The sequence below is a fragment of the Rhodopseudomonas palustris genome (assembly GCF_003226555.1).
Classification (GTDB): domain Bacteria; phylum Pseudomonadota; class Alphaproteobacteria; order Rhizobiales; family Xanthobacteraceae; genus Rhodopseudomonas; species Rhodopseudomonas palustris_I.
Window position 1 is genome coordinate 119,465 of record NZ_QKQS01000016.1, and the last position, 17,510, is coordinate 136,974.

The window sequence follows — 17,510 nt, forward strand, 5'->3', positions numbered from 1 at the left end:
TCTCTTGTGAGTCTGGCTCTTGTTGCGCCAGTTCCCGAATAGCTCAGTGAAACGTTCGGCCACTCGCCGCCATGTCGCGCAACATTTGCGGAACGGCGTAGCGCTCAGGCATATGACCACTGAGGCGATCGCAGACTGCAATCATCCGGGGCAGGCCGACGGTGTCGATCTGCCCCAGAACTCCGCCCAGGAAAGACGGGAAGCCCCAACCGAGCAGCGACCCGATATCAGCGTCGCGAACGCCCACGATTCCCTCGGCGACGCAGCGCGCAGCTTCGAGGGATTGCGAGTACATCAGCCGCTCGCGAACCTCTTCCAGGCTGGGCTGCTTGTTCGCGATGGGGAAATGATCTGCGAGCCCCGCCCACAGCTTACGGCCGCCCTCTGAGGGATAGTCATAGAAGCCGCGGCCTGTCTTCCTCCCCAGCCGCTGGAGGCTCTCAACCATCAGCTCCAGAACGGCGTCCTGTGGCTGCGCGCGATACGCGGCTCCTCGATCGAGGCGCGCCTGCTTCATGGCCTTGTGGAGAAGTTCAGCGGAGACTTCGTCGATCAGGGCGAGCGGTGGCATCGGCATGCCGGCGACGCGGCCGGCGTTCTCGATCAGATTGGGATTCACGCCTTCCGCCAGCATCGTCATCGCCTCGTACGGATACATGGCGAAGGCCCGGTTTGCGTAGAAGGATGGGCAGTCGTTGACGACGATCGGCGTCTTTCGGATCCGCTTCGCAAAGTCGAGCGCTTCGGCGATGGTTTCTTCGCTCGTGGCGACTCCACGGATGATTTCCACCAACGGCATCTTTTCAGCCGGCGAGAAGAAGTGCATCCCCACGAACCGCGACGGACGCTTCGACACCGAGGCGAGGCCGCTGATGGGAAGTGTCGACGTGTTGGATGCAAAGATCGCGTCGTCGCGCATTTCCGCCTCGGCCCGACGTGTCACCTCGGCCTTGATCGCGCGATCTTCGAACACGGCTTCGATCACAAGGTCGCAGTCGGCCAAATCGGCGTAGTTCGTGGTCGGCGTGACGCGCTCGAGCGCCGCGTCCCGGACCGAGCCGGCGAGACGTCCTCGCGCGACTTGTCCCTCGAGAATGTTGGCGCCGTAGGCCTTGCCCTTCTCGGCCGCGTCTCTGCTGACGTCGAGCAGCACAACGTCAAGACCTGCCATCGAGGCGACGTGGGCCAGACCCGCTCCCATCATGCCGGCGCCGAGAATTCCGATCTTCTCGAAGGAGCGCTTCGGCACGGCCTTGGAGCGCCCGGCAAGCCGGTTCGCCTCGTTCATGTCGTTGAAGAGGAGGCGAATCATATTCTTGGTCGACTGCGAAGTTGCGAGTCGTGCAAATTGGCGTTGCTCGATCCGCAGACCGGTGTCGAGGTCGACCTGACATCCATCGTATATGCAGGCGAGAATCGCCTCCGGTGCTGGAAAGTTGCCCTGCGTCTTGCTCAGCAGACTTCCGGAAACGGCGAAGAAGATCTGGATGGAAGCCGGGCTCTGCGGCGCACCGCCGGGGAATCGGAAGTCTTTCCGGTCCCATGGCTTGATAGCGGCCTCTGCCGGGGTCGCAAGGAGCCAGTCGCGGGCACGTGATAGCAGCTCGGCTTGGGGCACGACGGCGTCGACGATCCCGGCTTCGAGCGCCTTGGCCGGATCCGCCTTTCGACCTTCGAGCAGGTAGGGCAGGGCCTTCTTGATACCGATCATGCGGGGCAGGCGCTGCGTTCCGCCAGCGGCAGGCAGCAGGCCGAGCGTGACTTCCGGCAAGCCGAGCTGGATAATCGGACTATCCGCCACGATCCGGTGATGGCAGGCGAGACAGATCTCCAGGCCACCGCCGAGTGCGCTGCCGTTGATGGCGGCAACGAAGGGCTTCTTCGACGTCTCCAACCGGCGCAGGATGCGCGAGATTGGTCCGGAGCAGTCCATCGATTCCTGAACGTCCTTAATGCCTCGGATCAGGTCGAGATCCCCGCCGGCGACGAATTCCGGACGCGACGAGGTGATGATGACGCCTTTCACGTTTGGATCGCCGATCGCTCTCTCGACCGCCTCGGCGAAGGCCGCGATCGAAGCTTTGTTGAGGACGTTCATGGGGCGGTCGGCAACGTTCCAGGTCAGCGTCGCAACACCGTCGGCATCGAGTTTGTAGTCAATCATATCCGTGGTTCCTCAGACGCGTTCGATGATCATCGCGATGCCCATGCCTCCGCCGATGCAGAGTGTGATGAGGCCGTTGGAAAGGTCGCGCCGCTCGAGCTCGTCCAGGACCGTGCCCAACAGCATGCCGCCGGTGGCGCCAAGCGGATGCCCCATCGCGATCGCGCCGCCATTGACGTTCACTTTGTCGGCCGGAATCTCCAGCGCTTGCATGAAGCGGAGGACGACGGCGGCGAACGCTTCGTTGCATTCGAACAAATCGATGTCGCGTACCGACATGCCGGCACGTTTCAGCACCGCCTCCGTTGCAGGGATGGGGCCGGTCAGCATGATCGTCGGTTCGCTCCCGACCGTTCCGAACGAGCGGACCCGTGCGCGCGGCTTCACGCCGAGCCTGTCGGCGGCGGCGCGGCTGCCGATCAAGACCGCCGACGCGCCGTCGACGATGCCCGAAGAGTTTCCGGCGTGGTGCACATGCTCGATCGACCCCAGTTCCGGGTAACGTTGCAGGGCCATGCTATCGAAGCCCATCTGCCCACCGAGAACCTGAAACGAGGGTTCTAACGCACCAAGCGACGCCACACTCGTATCGGCTCGAACGTGTTCGTCCCGATCCAGGATCGTCGTGCCGTTCACGTCGCGCACTGGAATGATCGACCGTGCAAATCGATCCTCCTCCCATGCGGTCCCCGCGCGGTGCTGGCTTTGAGCCGCGTAGGCATCGACGTCCGACCGCGAAAATCCGTACAGGGTGGCGATCAGATCCGCCGAGACGCCCTGCGGAACGATGCGGTTTGGAATGGTGATCTGGGGATCGGTCACCCAGGCGCCGCCACCTGCAAACATCGGTACGCGCGACATGCTTTCGACACCGCCGGCGATCATCAGCTCCGCCTGCCCGGCGATAATCATCGCGGACGCGAAATTGCACGCCTCGAGTCCCGATCCGCAGAACCGATTGAGCTGGACCCCGGGGACCTCGGTGAAGCCGGCCGCGAAGGTGGCGGCCTTGGCGACATCAGAGGCTTGCTCGAGCGACGGCTCACCACAGCCAAGAATGACGTCGGCGATCTGATCGGGCGAAAAGCCGTTGCGCTCCTTGAGTGCCAACAAGGTCTGCGCGGCCAGTCGCGCGGGGCCAACTTCGTGCAGGGCTCCGTTCGAACGTCCCTTGCCACGCGGCGTGCGGACCGCATCCAATATGTAAGCTTCGTGCATAGGTGAGTGTCCCAGTGAAGACGAATGGGCTGACGCTGTTCGAATTATCGAGCTCGGCCCTGCTGAAAGGCGCGAATGCCTTCCTTGAGGTCAGTGGTTTCGCGCACGCGGCGCAGCGTGCGGCGCTCATGAGTGAGCGTGCATTGGTTGCCGTGGATTCATCCAGCGTGGCGTCGAGCCGTTCGACAGCCGCCGCGCGGAAGCTGTCTTTGAGCTGCGAAAGATCGCGTTCGATCCTCGCGACACCGCGATCCCAAGCTGTATTGGTCCCGGACATTCCAGAAAGAGGTGAGCTCTTCATGCGCGCACGGTATCGGCTGGGTCGTGCGCGGAAATCGTCGCAAGCGACGATTTTCACAGATGCGGTCGCCGTGGCGACTTAGCGGAGCAGGCCGTTCTTGCGGGCGATTGCGATCGCCTCGACGCGGCTGCGCGTTCCGAGCTTCGCGTTGATGTTGCGCAGATGGGTTCTGACCGTCGTGTCCGCGACGAACAGCCGGCCGGCCAATTCGCTGTTGGACAGGCCGTCCGCGACGAGGGCAAGCAACTTCAATTCCTTGCGCGTTAGCGCAACTGCCGCCGGGACAGATGCAGCACTTGTATCATCCCGACGTTCGGCATCGGTCGGCAGGACGGCCCCGGACTCTCCGACGAGTTTGTCGAGAAACAGCAGCCTGTCCGCCGAAGGCAGTGCGCCGGTGCCGAGCAGGTCCGGCCGCAGCCGCAGTTCGCGCAACATCTCGCGTAGCAGCGGGCCTTCGTCCTGGAAGGCGGCCTGATAGCCTTCGGTGGCGGCGAAGTTGACGGCCTTGGACAGAATGCGCATCGCCTTGTTCGGCTGAGAAGCCCGATGGTGCGCCTGCGCGAGAACGAGCCGAAGCGTGAGCGCCCGTCGTGCGCGTTGCGTCCTTTCTGCTGCGTCCAGCTCCGCGCGCAGGCCGTCGATGCTGGAGGATGGTTGGGCTCCATGCACGGCGCAGCGCGCGGCGCCGAGCTTGTAGGTCTCCACCTCGTTGGCTCGCAGCGACAGCCGATTGATTCGATCCCATAATGTCGGATCCGCGCAGCGCTCGATCTCCTTCTTGGCAAGATCGATGCGACCCTCGACGGTGAGCATTCGTGCCCGTTCCAGCCTGGCACTGGCGACGACACGGCCGAGTGTTTCCCGATGCCCGGAAAGCTCGAGTTCGGCGAGCAACTGTTGCGCCAGATCCCGGTCGCCGCGACGCCAGGCGATCCGCGCCATGATCGTATGAGCGGTGATCAGTTGATCCGGAACCCCGACGGCTCGGATCAGCGGGATGTACACCGTGAGAAGGCGCTCGGCTTGTAAGAGCTGATCGGCCTCGTACAGTGCTTCGGCGAGCAGCACTCCGGCCAGGGCATTGCCGTTCGTGGCGCCGGATGCGTCGTCGGTCCCGGCGCGAACTGCCAGACGGAGATGGGCGGTTGCCTTTCTGAGGCGGCCCTGCGTCAGGTCGACAGCTCCTTCGGCTGCCTCTGACAGCGCGAGCATCATTCCGCTTGTGTTGTCCGGCCTCCGGCTGCGCACCACATCGGCCAGCTTCAGGGCTTCCTGGTATTCGCCGGCGATCATCGTCAGGTTGGCCAGGGCGACCTCGGCGAATCCGCGGACGAAAGAACCGCGTCCGGGTACTTCGCGCACCAGGCTCGCGGCGAGGTCCCTTGCCTCGTCCGTCCGATCGAGAAGGACCAGGAAAAGCAGGCGCAGGGCTCGTCGATGTGCATCGAATCCTCTGCCCGGTCGGTCTTCCCGATCAAGCCGCTCGAGCAGCGGCGCGGCGGCGCGCGGTCCCCGCCCGAGCAAGACTGCCCAGGCATGAACGACCTGCAGCATCGGCGAGTCTTCGAGCAAGCCTCGTTCGCGCAGAGGGTCGAGCCATCGGGCGAGCAAACGGACGCGGCCCTGATTGAGTAATGGCTCGGCATGGCGCGCGAGCAATGGCAGCGCCGCATCGGAATCGCCGGCGGCGAGCCAATGTTCGATGGCCACGACAGGGCGATCCTGTTCGAGGTACCACTTCGCCGCCACGCGATGGAGCTCGTTCGCCTGTTCGGGATGTCGTTGCTTGAGCTGCGTGCGAAGAAACTCCGCAAACATGCTGTGATAGCGCCACCTGGGACTGTCGCCGTCGATCGGGACCAGAAACAGATGCTCGCGCTGCAGCATCGCCAGGACGTCCATGCTGTCGGTCGTGCCGCACAGACGGTCGCAGAGACCGGGCGTGAGATCTGCAACGATGCTGGTCCTCAACAAGAAGGCGCGTATCTTCTCGCTCTGCCGCGAAAAAACGTCTTCCAGCAGGTACTCGACAATGGCCGTATCGGCGCCGCTGAAGCCTGCGATGAACTGGCTGGGGTCCTGCCGATTTTCCAGCGACACCGATGCCAGCCAGAGTGCGGCAACCCAGCCCTCGGTGCTGTGGTGCAGCCGCACGACGTCGTCCTGAGACAGATCCAATCGCCGGCGGTTGCGCAGATAGATGGCGGTTTCCTCGATGGTGAAACGAAGATGTGTCGGCTCGATCTCGACGAGTTTGCCGTGCGCGCGTAGCCGACCGAGCCCCAGCTCCGGGACGTTGCGCGAGCCGATCACGATGCGGCCGCCCGCCGGGAGGTGACTGATCAGCTCTCGGACCATCCCCAGGACCGCAGGCCCCTGGACGGTTTCGAAGTCGTCGAGGAATAGTGCAAATGGCGCCCGGTGAGCCGCAATCGCGTCGATGAGCCCGAGCGCTATCTCGTCGGGGCCAGCCGCGGCGTCGGCACTCGTCGACAGCCCTGGGATCAGCGGCGTCAGAGCAGCCCGCACGACGTATAGGAAGCGGCCGACATCGTTGTCGGCCGAATCCAACGTCAGCCATGCCGTCGGGATGGCGGACGCTTCCAATTTTTGTCGTAGCTCGAGCATCAACGTTGTCTTGCCGAAACCCGCCGGCGCTCGGAGCAGGACGATACGAGCCGAAGGGGAAGCCAAGACCCTTTGCGACAAGGCGGCGCGCTCGATTGCGTCGCCGGTCAGCAACGGGACCGCGAGCTTCACGCTCAATGCCGCAGGTTGCAGACGCACGGTCGCGCGATGGCCGTCGGGGAGTGCCTCCCGCGGCGTACGGTCGATCGTGCTATCGGCTGCGCCGGCCATAACGAATATTCCGTTTGCGATAACCGTCTGAATTCTCGACTGGGCCCCGCATCGCTTATACCGCTCGGGCGTCGAGCGTGACAACACAGAGCGGATTGGCGCGGCTTTGTTGCACCGCAAGCGGCCTGGAAATCGTCGACGAGCCGCAGCGCGAAATCGTCGCATTCGACGATTTCGGCTCTCGCCCTCTGCGCTTAAGGCATCCGATCGAGGTCTGTCGGTCGGTTTGCGAGGATGCAGCATGTTCATCGAAAAGGTACGGCCCCGCTGGTACACGGAGGAAATCGAGGCTCTTGCGGACCTTGCCCGTCGCTTTTGTGCCGAGGAGATCCTGCCCAACCAGGAGCGATGGTTTGTCGAAGGGGCGACCGACCGGGAGGTCTGGCGGAAAGCAGGAGAACTCGGAATATTACTGCCCGACATCGCAACGGAGTATGGCGGCAGCGGTGGGACGTTTGCGCACGAAGCGGCCGTCGCGCACGAGCTTTGCCTGGCTGGCGATACGAGCCTTCGGCCGGGCAAGCAGATCCACGTCATCGCTGCCCACTACATCGAGCGCTACGGGACTCCGGCACAGCGGCAGAAGTATCTGCCGCTGCTCGCGAGCGGGCAGTGGATCGCCGCCATGGGGATGACCGAGCCGGGAGGCGGAACGGATCTTCAGAACATGCGGACCCGCGCCTTACGGTCCGGTGACGACTACGTCATCACGGGGGCGAAGACGTTCATTACCAACGGCTCGATTGCCGATCTCATCGTGCTCGCCGTCAAGACCGACCCCGCGCAGAAGGCCAAGGGAGTTTCGCTCGTCCTCTTCGAAACGAAGACGCCGGGATTTCGCGTCGGGCGCCGACTGAAGAAGGTGGGTTTGCACGGCTCGGACACCTGCGAGCTGTTCTTCGACGAGTGCAGGGTCCCGGCGGACGCCATCCTCGGTGGTCGCGAGGGGCAGGGCTTCGCCCAGATGATGCAGGATTTGACCTATGAACGTGCACTGGTCGGGGTCAACTGCGCGGCCGTCATGGAACACGCTTACGCCGTCACGGTTGAACACGCGAAGACGCGTGACATCTTCGACAAGCGGCTGCTCGATCTGCAGCATATCCGATTTGAGCTTGCCGAGGTCAAAACAGTCGCGCTGATCGCGCGGGTGTTTGTCGACTTCATCGTCGAGCGAATGGTCGCCGGGACCATCGATACCGAACTCGCGTCGATGACGAAATGGTGGACGAGCGATCGGCAGTGCGAGGTCGTCAGCCGTTGCCTTCAACTGTTCGGCGGACACGGATACATGCTGGAGTATCCGATCGGACGGATGTTCGTCGATGCGCGCATCGAGCCGATTTATGGCGGAGCAAACGAACTGATGAAGGATCTGATCGGACGGCAGCTTTGAGGTCAAGCTGCCAGGTAGCGAAGGCGGCGAGACGGACTGGCCGCCTCGGCAGCGTAGACCTTGAAGTCGCGCTTCCTGTCGGGCGATTGCGTTTCGCGTCCTGAAACCAACGGCTGATCCATCAAGGCGAAACCGGCTGACGATGGGCCTCGCCTTGCGAGGCCCATGGCGCGCTCTCGAGCGAGCTTCGGGAGACTTTCAAATCCGAAACAGCGTCATTTTCGATTGTGCTCGTTGCTGGTCCAAAATATAAACCGACTCGTCGGTTTATTAATAGGCCAGTGTCTCATGGGAGGCTTTGAATGTTCGAATTTGCCGAACCCGCGCTGACGGATGAGGATCTGACGCTGTTGCGAGCCCAGCTCCGCAGGTTCGTTGAGGAGCGCATCTCGCCAGCGGGGCTGGCGTGGGAAGAGGCCGGCGAGATCCCGCGGGAGATCTTCCGCGAAATGGGCCAACTCGGCTTTCTCGGCATGCGCCACCCGGCCGAATATGGCGGCGGCGGGATGGGAGCATTGTCGTCGGTAATTCTCGCGGAGGAATTGTCCCGCTCGTCGTTCGGAGGCGTCGCGAGTGCACTGACGGTGCATTCGGACATGTCGATCTCGCATATCGCACATCGCGGCACCGACGAGCAGAAAGCGTGCTACCTTCCTCCGGCCTGTGCCGGCGAAAAGGTCGGCGTGATCTGCGTGACGGAGCCGAATGCCGGCTCCGACGTCGCCGGCCTGAAGACGCATGCGAAGCGGGTCGAGGGCGGTTGGTTGATCAACGGGTCGAAGACCTTCATTACCAATGGCGTTCTCGGAGACATCTATATCGTCGCAGCCCGGACCGATCCGGATGCGGGTGGGGCGCGCGGCATCTCCTTGTTCGTCGTGGAGCGCGGCACGCAGGGATTGTCGGTATCCGGAAAGCTGCGGAAGCACGGCTGGCTCAGCTCCGACACGGCCGAACTGTTCTTTCAGGACATGTTGGTCCCCGAGGACGCGCTTCTGGGCGAAGAGGGGAAGGGCTTCTACTACATTCTGGGCACGTTCCAGAATGAGCGCCTCGTGATCGGCGGGCTTGTTTCGGGTGCTTGTGCGAAGGCGATTCAGCTCACGCTCGACTATTTGCGTCAGCGAAAGGCGTTCGGGAAGTCGCTCTGGGATCAGCCCGTCGTGCGCAACAAGATGGCGTGGGTGGCTGCGAAGGCCGCCGGTGTCCGCGCGCTGACCTATCAATGTGCGACGATGATCGACGAGGGGCAGGACGTCGTCCGCGAAGTCTCGATGCTGAAGGCGCTGGCCGGCGAAACGCTGCAGGAGGTGGTGCATACCTGTCTGCAGCTCCATGGCGGCATCGGCTACATGTCCGGAACTCCGATCGAGCGCATGGTTCGGGACGCGCGCATTTTGACGATCGGTGGCGGTGCGACCGAAGTCATGCTCGAAGAAGTCGCCAAGCGAATGTGACCTTCACGTGCTGTCAGGCCGTGAGAAGCCGGCGGCGCAAGCAAGTGCGCAATTGACATAATCCGACTAGTCGGACTATTTATTGTCCGCGAACCTTCGCCAAAGGGACGAGCCGCGACGACCACTCTCGAGAGTGGCGGAACGCCGGAGCAGGGAGGATGCCATGACGACCGAACACCAGACGAGGGACGCCCCGTCGCTGCTGGTCGCATCGGGGCCGGTCACGGCGGAGCTTCATGCCGACGGTGTCGCCCACGTTCGGCTGAACCGCCCGGAATCCGCCAACGGGCTGAACATCGAACTACTCACCGCGCTTCACCAGACGATCATGCTGATCCACGGAGACGACCGCGTCCGCGTGGTCCTCCTCACGGGCGAAGGCGTGAATTTCTGTGCGGGCGGCGACGTGCACACGTTCCTCGCCAAGGGCGCGGAATTGCCCGCCTATATTCGGGTGGCGACGGCTTATCTCGGCATGGTTGCCGGCAGCTTGATCCGCCTGAAGGCGCCGGTCGTGACCGCCGTGCAGGGGTATGCTGCAGGCGGCGGAGGGATGGGGCTCGTCTGCGCGTCCGATTTCGTCGTTGCCGGAGAGAGCGCCAAGTTCATTGCCGGAGCCACCCGAGTCGCAATGGTTCCGGACGCCGGAGTCACGGTCACGCTCACCCAGCTCGTTGGATTCCGGCGCGCGATGGAAATCCTGATGCTCAATCCGGTGATCGACGCGCCGCAGGCGCGAGAGATCGGTCTGATCACACGCGTCGTACCCGATGCCGAGCTGCTCGACCACGCGTGGACCCTGGCGCGGCTGCTGGCTGTCGGCGCGCCGGCGGCGCTGGCAAATACCAAACGGTTGCTCTGGAACGGCTTGGGCGAAGGTGTCGAAGCCGCCATGCCGGAGGAAAACCAGGCTCAGGAAGTTCTGTCCGGCATGGCCGACGCACGTGAAGGCCTCTCGGCCGTGATCGAGAAGCGTAGTCCGAAATTCACCGGGCGCTGATCAATGACGGGGCGAGGCAAGCGACGTGCACTCGTGGCCGGCGGTGCCAGCGGCATCGGCGCCGCGGCGGCGTCGCGCCTGGCGACGGACGGGGTCGATGTGACGATCGTCGATATCGATCGAGAGCGTGCTCAACGCGTGGCCGAGCAGATCGGTGCGACTTTCGCCGCAGTCGATCTCACGAACTACGATGCAGTCAGCCAGACAATCGCGACCTGGGCGCCGTTCGATATTCTGATCAACAGCGCTGGCATCGATCAGCACGCGTTCTTCACGCGAACCTCCCCGCGCGACTGGGAGAGGCTGATCGGCATCAATCTGATCGCCGTGCTCAACGCCACGCATGCGCTGCTACCGTCGATGCAAGAGCGCGGCTACGGCCGCATCGTCAATGTGGCGTCGGAAGCCGGGCGGCTGGGTTCGCGCGGCGGTGCCGTCTATGCGGCCGCCAAAGGCGGCGTGATCGCCTTCACGCGTTCGATCGCGCGCGAGAGCGGCGCAAGGGGCGTGACGGCGAACGTTGTCGCACCGGGCCCGATCGATACGCCGATGCTCCGACGCGCCGTGTCCGACGGCGGCGGTAAACTGATGGCGGCCATGACGTCCGCGACGCTGCTGGGCCGTCTCGGATCCTCCGATGAGGTCGCCGCCACAATCGCTTTTCTCGCGTCTGAAGAAGCCGGGTACATCACGGGCGAAGCCCTTGGTGTCTCAGGCGGCATGGGGTGCGGCGCGTGACGCAAGATTCGATCGAGGCCGTGATTGCTCGGGTCCGCGAGGTCTATGCGCGCTGGCGCCGGGATACCCCGGTCTCGCAAATGCGCGCGGACTGGGATGCTCTGTTCGACGTTCCGGTCGACGCCGACGTGGAGCCGGTCGCCGCAGGCAACGTTTCTTGCCACTGGATCAGGCCAGTCGGCACGCGACGAGACGCTGTGATCGTCTATCTTCACGGCGGAGGATATCGCGTCGGCTCCGTGGCCTCGCACCGAGACCTGATGGCACGGCTTGCGACGGCGGCCGGCGTGCAGGTGTTGGGAGTTGATTATCGGTTGGCGCCGGAGCATCCGCTGCCTGCGGCGATCGAGGATTCCGTGGCGGTGCTGGATTGGCTGGACCGGATCGGTTTTCCTCCCGAACGCACGGCCGTGGCGGGCGACTCTGCAGGCGGCGGCCTCGCGGTTTCAGCGATCCTGTCGCGACTGAAAGATGGCAAGCCGAGGCCCGCGGCCGCGTATCTGATGTCGGCATGGACCGACCTGACCGCGTCGGGCCAGAGCTACACCGAGCGCGCTGAGCTCGATCCGATTCATCAGCGCCATCTCATGTTGGCGATGGCGCAAGGGGCGCTCGGGCCGGGCAGCGCAGCCGAGGATCCCAGATGGTCGCCGCTACGTGCTTCCCGCGACCTCGTCGGCAGATTGCCGCCGACGCTGCTTCAGGTCGGTGAACGCGAAACGCTCGTCAGCGACACCGTCGATTTCGCGATGCGCGCGCAAGCCGAGGGAGCGCTCGTGCAATTCGAAATCTGGCCGGGGATGATTCACGTGTTTCAACAATTTGCCGGGGAACTGCCTCAAGCGGAAGAGGCCATCGCCGCCGGCGGACGCTTCATCGCCCGCCATCTCGCTCCAGCGAAGGCCGACTGATGAATTGCCGGCATCTCGGCGCGAGCCGTGCATCGAACTGCCGAATGCTGCCGGGCGGTTTTGCCTGACCCATGTGGCCACTACACCCAGGAGGTTTACTTGAGTGATACATCAGCCTTGCATGTCGATGCTCTCGTGATCGGTGCCGGCGCCGGCGGCCTCACTGCTGCGGCGCGTCTGGTTGCGGCCGGCAAATCGGTCCTTGTTGCCGAACGGCTGGACCGCCTGGGTGGCCGTGCATCGAGCGAAGTCATCGACGGCCACATCGTCAATGTCGGCGCCATCGCGATCGAGCGAGGTGGGGTCTTCGAGGAAACCTTCGATTTGCTCGGCGTCCCCCTGGACATTCGAGAGCCCAATCCTGCCACGGTGTTCTTCATCGACGGCAAGGTGATCAACGTCGCGAAGGGCGGTTGGGGCATGTTGCTGGGCACGTTCACCAAGCAGGCCGCAAAGATCGGGGCGAAATTCTCCGATGCTCGCGCCGGCGAGCTTCCTGAGGCCAAGCTGACGACCAAGCAGTGGCTCGAGCAATACACTTCCAATGCCACGGTGCATGCGATCTTCCGCAATCTTTGCGCGGCGATCTTTGCCGTCAACGCCGAAGAACTGCCGGCGCGCGCGTTTCTCACTTACTTCGCTGTCAAAGGAGCCTTCAAGCGGTTCGGCTTCTGTCCGCGCGGGACGGTCGGATTGTGGAACGACCTGGCCGAGGGGATTCGCGGCCGTGGCGGCCAGGTCTGGACGGAAGCGGCCGTGACCGGCCTCGACATTCGCGGCGGTCGCATCGTTGCGGTGACCATCGAGCGCGCCGGTGCGACCGTGAAGGTGGCGCCTTCCGTCGTGATCAGCAATATCGGCCCTGCTGCGACGGTGGCACTCCCTGGGGCCGACGCGATGGGGGCGGCCTACGTCGATCAAGCCAAAGAGCTACCCAAGCCGGCCGCCAATATCGTCATCAACTTTGCGACGCGCGAACGGCTCCTCGACGTGCCCGGCCTGGTGACGTTCGGCAAGACCCGGCGGCTGTGCAACATGGGTGAGCTGACGGGGACTTGCCCCGAGCTCGCTCCCGCCGGCTGGTATCAGTACGTCGCCTACGCCGTGCCGCGGCCGGCCATCGGCGAGTTCGACGAAGAGGCCGAAATCGAGGCATCGTTGACCGATCTCCGCGAGCTTTTTCCGGCATTCGCCGGGGCCAAGATGTTGTCGATTCGCGTCATGAAGGGCGACTGGCCGGCACAGCGCTCCTGCGCGGGCTTCGACATGCCGCAGGAGACCCCGCTCGCCAATCTCTGGCATGTCGGCGACGCCGTGAAAGACTATGGCGACGGCGGGACGCAGGCCTGCGCCTTCACGGGGCGTGAGGCTGCAAGCAAAGCGTTGGCGTCACTTGCCGCGGGTCACGCTGATCCCGAAGTCGGAGCCGTCAGCGCCTTGCGGTGAAGACGTAGCGATCGTGTCGCGAGACGACGTCGAGAATCCCGCGTCTCACCAGTCGATTGGTATGCGCGAGCGTCTCGGCGAAGGCGAACCCCATCTGGTGGGGATCCAGCGGACGATTGAACAGCAGCGGAACGAGTTCCGCAATCGAATGCTCTTGATCGCTGCAGGCCTCGGTCAGGATGCGGCAGCGGTTCTCGTGATGGTCCACCAGCTCCTGCGCGCGTTGATGGAGGCCGTAGAACGGGCGCCGGTGTCCGGGGAGCACGAGCACGTCATTGGGGATCTGGGTGGCCAGCAGGCGGAGGCTACGCAGGAAATGTCCGAGAGGATCGCCGTCCGGCTCTCCCGCCCAGACGGCGACATTGGGCGAAATCCGCTCCAGCACCTGATCCGCCGCGAACAGCAACCGATCCTTCTCGCAGTAAAGCATGACCTGCTCGGCGGAATGGCCATCGCCGGTGAGGACGCGAAAAATTCTGTCGCCGAGCGTCAGGGTATCGCCCATCACCAGGCGCAGAAACGTGTCGGGTAGCGGGCCGACTTGCCGCAGATACTCGTGTCCCTGCGTGCTGACGATGCGCGCGGCGGAGTCATCCATGCCGTGGCTCTCGTAGAACAGCCGGTTCGCCGGCGACTCGAAGGCCTGCGGGTCGAGGGAGATGACCCGGCAGCTCATGTAGCTCGACAGGCTGGTCAGCAGCGGCGCTTTGAAACGTTTGCACAGCCATCCCGCAAGACCGATATGATCGGGATGATGGTGCGTCACGACGATCCGCGTGATCTTCAGTCCGCGCAACGGACCGTCGAAATAGCCGTTCCAAACCGCGAGCGCCTCATCCTCCGACAGACCGGTGTCGAGGATGGCCCAGCCGTCCGTATCTCGAATGAGATAGATGTTGACGTGATCGAGCTGAAACGGCAGCGGAAGACGCAGCCACAACAGGCCGGGACGCACCTCCATCACCTCACCGAACTGCGGCGGCTGCGGAAATGGAAAGTCCAAGCGCGCTGGCGCAGGTGCGGCGGTTTCGGGCTGCATCGTCGTCCTTCTTAGACTCTTGGTCTGCGACTGGTCGGTGCGTCGTACGATCGTCGACCTTCGTGCCGACGCACTGATCGGACATTTGCCTGATGACGCGCCGGGGCTTGTTTGGTCACCGCTCGGTTTGCAGACGCCATCTTGCGTCCATTGGTCAAGGTGGTCCGCATGTTTGATCTGTGGCAAAATATAAGACCGACGGGACGGTTTATGTCAACGCGCTCGACCGCGCGCTGACCGACGGCGGCAGGCTATCGGTGCCGAGCTTCGAGCCACGATCGCAAACGTCAACCGGGGGACAAAGATGCCACGCGTTCGAGCCGACAACTACGATGACAAATACCGAGCGATTCTCGACAGTGCCGCGACTCTGTTTGCGAAGGTCGGCTACCCAAGCGCCAAGCTGCAGGACGTGGCAAAGGCGTGCGGCGCGACCAAGTCAATGCTGTACCACTACTTCCCGACCAAGGACGATCTGCTGCTGGCGCTGCTGATCGATCATCTCGAGCGCCTTCTCGCTGAGATCGATCGGGCGCTGAGCGAAAGTCGGTCTCCGGAGGAGCAGCTTCAGCGCTTCGTCGACGTTTTCGTGACGAAGTCCTCGCAATCGCGGCAACGCCATGTCAGCGCCATGAATGATGCGAAGTTCCTTCCCTCCGAGAAACGTGCGCAGGTCCTCAAACTGGAGCGGAAAGTCAGGCGTACGCTCAGCGGGTTGTTACGTGTCGTCAATCCTGGCCTGCCTGATGAAGTCTATGCGCCCTATGCGATGCTGCTGATCGGAATGTTGAACTGGACCGATCTCTGGTTTCGGCCTGCGGGAAAGCTGAAGCCCCGCGAGCTTTGCGATCGCATCGCGCGGCTCTATCTCGACGGCTTTCTGTCCGAAGAGGCGGCAGATCGATCCCCGCAGCGCAAACGTCCAGTTGCTCGCAGCAACAGAGCGCGCTCGTAGACCTCGAAACCGATCCCCCGCTGCGTTGTCACGCGGGTACCTGCAATCGTCTCAGCGATTGACAATTGTTTGCATTCTATTTATAGACCGGCTGTCCGGATTATAAAGAGACGACGGGAGAAACGCCGATGGAAGGTGGTCTGCACAACCCTTGGGAGAAGCTCATTCAGCCAGGAATGGTTCATGGGTCTCTCTATTCGGACGAGTTGATCTTCAAGGAGGAGCTGGAGAAGATCTGGTTCAAAACCTGGGTCTATGTCGGGCACGAAAGCGAGGTGCCCAACACCAATGACTTCGTCACCAAGTCGGTCGGACCGATGCCTGTGCTGATGGTTCGCAATCAGCACGGGGAGATCAGCCTCCTGCTCAATCGATGCCCCCATCGCGGCAATGCGGTCTGTGTGCAGCATAAGGGAAATCGCAAGTCGTTCACCTGCCCATATCATTCCTGGACGTTCGCGAACGACGGCAGGCTGATGAATTACGCCTTCCCCGAAGGATACGCGGGCACCGACAAGTCGGGGCTCGGTCTGGCGAAGGTGCCGCGCGTGGCGAGCTATCGCGGCTTCGTCTTCGCCTCGATGGCGCAGGATGGCCCGTCGCTTGAACAGCATCTCGGAGGGGCGCGCCGAACGCTCGACCAAGCCTGCGAGAACTCGCCGACTGGCGAACTCGATCTCAGTGCCGGCTTCCTGCGACATCGCACGCGAGCCAATTGGAAGTTCATCCTGGAGAACGAGTGCGACGGCTATCACCCCGCATTCGTGCACTCCTCGATCTTCTCGGTCGCCGACAGTGCCATCGGTAGCCTTTACGGGAACGACGCCGTCGCCGTCACGCGTGGGCTTGGAAATGGACACACCGAGGTCGACCCGCGTCCGGAGTTTCGCCGGCGCGATCAGCCGATGAGCTGGTTCGGAACGACGGCCGATAAGCTGCCGGAATACACGGCGCAGATGAACGCCGCCTATGGCGACGAACGCGCCCGGCAGATCATGATCGACGGGATGCCCCACGTCATGATCTTTCCGAATCTGTTCATCGCTGAAATCCAGATCTTCGTCATTCAGCCGGTCTCGGCAGTCGAGTCGATCCAGCACGTCACCGCCATCCAGTTCAAGGATTCGCCGGAGATCAACCGGCGACTCAGGCAGCAGACGATGGGATCGGTGGGACCGGCTGGCTTTCTGCTCGCCGACGACACCGAGATGTACGAGCGAAATCAGCGGGGACTGGAGATCCGCTCACCCGAGTATCTCTACCTGAAACGGGGCGAGCATCGTGAGCGGCGCGATGACGACGGATTCGTCGTCGGGCACTCGACGGACGATCTGCCGTCGCGCGAGATCTGGAAGCACTACCGCACACTGATGGAGGCCTGCTGATGGAAGTCGAGACGAGCGAGCGCCCTGCGGACGATATCCTGAAGCAGTGGACGGGGCGGGATCTGAGCTACGCCGCTCAAGTCGACGCCGATCTTCATCAAGAGGTCAGTCAGTTTCTCTATCGTGAGGCGCGCTTGCAGGACACGCACGAATATGATGCGTGGGAGGCCCTGTGGACTGACGACGCGGTATACTGGGTGCCGGCCAACGGCGCCGATACGGATCCCGAGCGCGAGATGTCGCTGATTTACGACAACCGCTCGCGTATCGCATTGCGTGTCCGCCAGTTGAAGACCGGTCGCCGTCATTCGCAGACGCCGCCGTCACAGCTCGCCCGCATCATCGGAAATATCGAACTGTTGCAGTCCGAAGGACAGGACATCGGAGTCGCCTGCAACAGCCAGATCTTCGAAACGAATCTTCGCGGAGACACGATGTGGGCGGCGCGCTGCTGCTATCGACTGCGACGACAGCAAGGCGCTCTCAAGATGGCGTACAAGAAGGTCGTGCTGGTGAATAACAACAAGCCGATCTACACGATCTCGTTCCTGATCTGATCACCCGGCCAGGTGCCGTTCGGCGTCGTCGGCAACGGGAGTGCGACCGGTCGGTTGTCTGACGCTGACCGATCGGCACGG

The 17,510-nt window shown here is 63.1% G+C and carries 14 protein-coding genes; 10 read left to right on the top strand and 4 right to left on the bottom strand.

Translation table 11 applies throughout. The features are described from left to right. Positions 1 to 43 precede the first annotated feature (43 nt). On the bottom strand, positions 44 to 2,164 hold the full coding sequence (locus DNX69_RS11645) for a 3-hydroxyacyl-CoA dehydrogenase NAD-binding domain-containing protein (protein WP_110786161.1): 2,121 nt from the start codon (positions 2,162 to 2,164) through the stop codon (positions 44 to 46). A 12-nt stretch (positions 2,165 to 2,176) separates the two neighbouring features. After that, positions 2,177 to 3,382 (bottom strand): acetyl-CoA C-acetyltransferase, encoded by a 1,206-nt coding sequence (locus tag DNX69_RS11650; RefSeq protein ID WP_110786162.1) that lies wholly within the window; start codon positions 3,380 to 3,382, stop codon positions 2,177 to 2,179. Positions 3,383 to 3,396: 14 nt separating this feature from the next. Here DNX69_RS11650 and DNX69_RS26100 point away from each other — a divergent pair, with 14 nt between their 5' ends. Continuing rightward, on the top strand, positions 3,397 to 3,765 hold the full coding sequence (locus DNX69_RS26100) for a hypothetical protein (protein WP_133256012.1): 369 nt from the start codon (positions 3,397 to 3,399) through the stop codon (positions 3,763 to 3,765). On the opposite strand, the gene DNX69_RS11655 is transcribed toward DNX69_RS26100, so the two are convergent. Then, the gene (locus DNX69_RS11655; RefSeq protein WP_165825243.1) at positions 3,762 to 6,545 is read right to left on the bottom strand and encodes a LuxR C-terminal-related transcriptional regulator; all 2,784 of its coding nucleotides are present in this window, start codon (positions 6,543 to 6,545) and stop codon (positions 3,762 to 3,764) included. The two genes, DNX69_RS26100 and DNX69_RS11655, sit on opposite strands and share 4 nt — an antisense overlap. Before the next feature lie 241 nt (positions 6,546 to 6,786). On the opposite strand from DNX69_RS11655, the gene DNX69_RS11660 reads away from it, so the two are divergent. The 6 genes from DNX69_RS11660 (at position 6,787) to DNX69_RS11685 (ending at position 13,493) form a co-directional block, all read left to right on the top strand. Further along, positions 6,787 to 7,941 (top strand): acyl-CoA dehydrogenase family protein, encoded by a 1,155-nt coding sequence (locus tag DNX69_RS11660; RefSeq protein ID WP_110786164.1) that lies wholly within the window; start codon positions 6,787 to 6,789, stop codon positions 7,939 to 7,941. Positions 7,942 to 8,243: 302 nt separating this feature from the next. After that, the gene (locus tag DNX69_RS11665) at positions 8,244 to 9,398 is read left to right on the top strand and encodes an acyl-CoA dehydrogenase family protein (RefSeq protein WP_110786165.1); all 1,155 of its coding nucleotides are present in this window, start codon (positions 8,244 to 8,246) and stop codon (positions 9,396 to 9,398) included. Between the two features lie 163 nt (positions 9,399 to 9,561). Continuing rightward, the gene (locus tag DNX69_RS11670; RefSeq protein WP_110786166.1) at positions 9,562 to 10,398 is read left to right on the top strand and encodes an enoyl-CoA hydratase/isomerase family protein; all 837 of its coding nucleotides are present in this window, start codon (positions 9,562 to 9,564) and stop codon (positions 10,396 to 10,398) included. 33 nt (positions 10,399 to 10,431) lie between these two features. After that, the gene (locus tag DNX69_RS11675; protein WP_234826936.1) at positions 10,432 to 11,136 is read left to right on the top strand and encodes an SDR family NAD(P)-dependent oxidoreductase; all 705 of its coding nucleotides are present in this window, start codon (positions 10,432 to 10,434) and stop codon (positions 11,134 to 11,136) included. Continuing rightward, positions 11,133 to 12,047 carry an alpha/beta hydrolase gene (locus DNX69_RS11680; protein ID WP_234826937.1) on the top strand — a complete coding sequence of 305 codons (915 nt, stop codon included), beginning with the start codon at positions 11,133 to 11,135 and terminating at the stop codon, positions 12,045 to 12,047. Before DNX69_RS11675 ends, DNX69_RS11680 begins: the two co-directional genes overlap by 4 nt. Before the next feature lie 135 nt (positions 12,048 to 12,182). After that, on the top strand, positions 12,183 to 13,493 hold the full coding sequence (locus DNX69_RS11685) for an FAD-dependent oxidoreductase (protein WP_234826938.1): 1,311 nt from the start codon (positions 12,183 to 12,185) through the stop codon (positions 13,491 to 13,493). On the opposite strand, the gene DNX69_RS11690 is transcribed toward DNX69_RS11685, so the two are convergent. Then, on the bottom strand, positions 13,477 to 14,532 hold the full coding sequence (locus DNX69_RS11690) for an MBL fold metallo-hydrolase (protein ID WP_110786169.1): 1,056 nt from the start codon (positions 14,530 to 14,532) through the stop codon (positions 13,477 to 13,479). The genes DNX69_RS11685 and DNX69_RS11690 overlap by 17 nt on opposite strands. A gap of 304 nt (positions 14,533 to 14,836) precedes the next feature. Between DNX69_RS11690 and DNX69_RS11695 the strand changes: the two genes are divergently transcribed. The 3 genes from DNX69_RS11695 (at position 14,837) to DNX69_RS11705 (ending at position 17,429) form a co-directional block, all read left to right on the top strand. Beyond that, complete coding sequence (locus DNX69_RS11695) at positions 14,837 to 15,487, top strand: TetR/AcrR family transcriptional regulator (protein WP_110786170.1); 651 nt, start codon at positions 14,837 to 14,839, stop codon at positions 15,485 to 15,487. A gap of 128 nt (positions 15,488 to 15,615) precedes the next feature. Beyond that, entirely contained in the window at positions 15,616 to 16,872 is a 1,257-nt protein-coding gene (locus tag DNX69_RS11700; protein WP_110786171.1) for an aromatic ring-hydroxylating oxygenase subunit alpha, read from the top strand. Next, positions 16,872 to 17,429, top strand: coding sequence for an aromatic-ring-hydroxylating dioxygenase subunit beta (locus DNX69_RS11705; protein WP_110786172.1), 558 nt, complete (start codon positions 16,872 to 16,874; stop codon positions 17,427 to 17,429). The genes DNX69_RS11700 and DNX69_RS11705 overlap by 1 nt, the downstream gene beginning before the upstream one ends. The last annotated feature ends 81 nt before the right edge of the window (positions 17,430 to 17,510 follow it).

What these genes read in the sequence shown, in the direction of transcription:
- DNX69_RS11700 (WP_110786171.1), top strand. Translation starts at nt 15,616, where the DNA reads ATGGAAGGTGGTCTGCACAACCCTTGGGAGAAGCTCATTCAGCCAGGA.
- DNX69_RS11660 (WP_110786164.1), top strand. Translation starts at nt 6,787, where the DNA reads ATGTTCATCGAAAAGGTACGGCCCCGCTGGTACACGGAGGAAATCGAG.
- DNX69_RS11695 (WP_110786170.1), top strand. Translation starts at nt 14,837, where the DNA reads ATGCCACGCGTTCGAGCCGACAACTACGATGACAAATACCGAGCGATT.
- DNX69_RS11650 (WP_110786162.1), bottom strand. Translation starts at nt 3,382, where the DNA reads ATGCACGAAGCTTACATATTGGATGCGGTCCGCACGCCGCGTGGCAAG.
- DNX69_RS11665 (WP_110786165.1), top strand. Translation starts at nt 8,244, where the DNA reads ATGTTCGAATTTGCCGAACCCGCGCTGACGGATGAGGATCTGACGCTG.
- DNX69_RS11645 (WP_110786161.1), bottom strand. Translation starts at nt 2,164, where the DNA reads ATGATTGACTACAAACTCGATGCCGACGGTGTTGCGACGCTGACCTGG.
- DNX69_RS11670 (WP_110786166.1), top strand. Translation starts at nt 9,562, where the DNA reads ATGACGACCGAACACCAGACGAGGGACGCCCCGTCGCTGCTGGTCGCA.
- DNX69_RS11655 (WP_165825243.1), bottom strand. Translation starts at nt 6,545, where the DNA reads ATGGCCGGCGCAGCCGATAGCACGATCGACCGTACGCCGCGGGAGGCA.
- DNX69_RS11705 (WP_110786172.1), top strand. Translation starts at nt 16,872, where the DNA reads ATGGAAGTCGAGACGAGCGAGCGCCCTGCGGACGATATCCTGAAGCAG.
- DNX69_RS11690 (WP_110786169.1), bottom strand. Translation starts at nt 14,532, where the DNA reads ATGCAGCCCGAAACCGCCGCACCTGCGCCAGCGCGCTTGGACTTTCCA.